At 60.1% G+C, this 799-nt stretch carries 1 protein-coding gene and 1 tRNA gene; one reads left to right on the top strand and one right to left on the bottom strand.

From position 1 onward, the window contains the following. Positions 1–82: 82 nt before the first annotated feature. A tRNA-Ala gene (locus QT222_RS00415) sits at positions 83–154 on the bottom strand. Between the two features lie 146 nt (positions 155–300). Here QT222_RS00415 and QT222_RS00410 point away from each other — a divergent pair. Further along, a complete protein-coding gene (locus QT222_RS00410; RefSeq protein ID WP_004572512.1) occupies positions 301–510 on the top strand; it encodes a DUF8149 family protein in 210 nt (69 codons plus the stop codon). Positions 511–799: the final 289 nt, after the last annotated feature.

Here is a 799-nt window from a genome sequence, read left to right as displayed (position 1 = left end):
GGGAGTCACGTGAGCGGAGCGAACGTGACGTCGGCGAGTCCACGAACGACTAGAGGGAGTGAAACGACCGAAAGGAAGTGAGTGGACTCGCCGGGATTTGAACCCGGGGCCTCTCCCATGCCAAGGGAGTGATCTACCCCTGATCTACGAGCCCTCAAACGCATCCAATCATTTCCCGGTCGAATAAATAAGGGCTTCGAATCGTTTGACGGCTGTGGGGTGATCGCGTGAAGCGCATCGCACGCTGGACGCGAAGAGCGAACCGACCGTATTTTTCAGTCGCTCGCCGAACTGGGTGGTATGACGGACAACGCCCTCGAAGTTCCAGTGGTGTGTGACGTGTGCGATACGACGACTCGTGTGCCGCTTTCCGACCTTCCCGAGGCGGTTCAGCGACACAACGACCAGCAACACGACGGGGACGATATCGCGCAGGTCGATCCTGAAATCGTCCAGCACGTGACCGACCTCGCGGCGAAGGACATCGGCGTCGCTGAAGACGAGGCGTAAACTCACGAGGAGGAGCGTTGGATTAGAACCAGTTTGCTTCGCGCCCACCGATACCGAGGGCGTTTGCCGGACTCGCCGGGAGTCACGCGAGCAGCGCGAGCGTGACGTCGGCGAGTCCACGAACGACTGAAGGGAGTGAACTCGCCGGGAGTGAGCAAACGAAGGTTTGCGTGGGCCGTGAACGGAGTTCACGGGATTTGAACTTGACTCGCTCCCTACGGTCGCTCGTGCGGTTCAAATCCCGTCTCGAACAGGCACGATTTCACGCGACACCGGTTGGCCTCGCAGG

It is taken from the genome of Haloferax sp. s1, from assembly GCF_058382125.1.
Note: the sequence above shows the minus strand (reverse complement) of the source record. Positions and strands in the feature narration are given on the sequence as shown.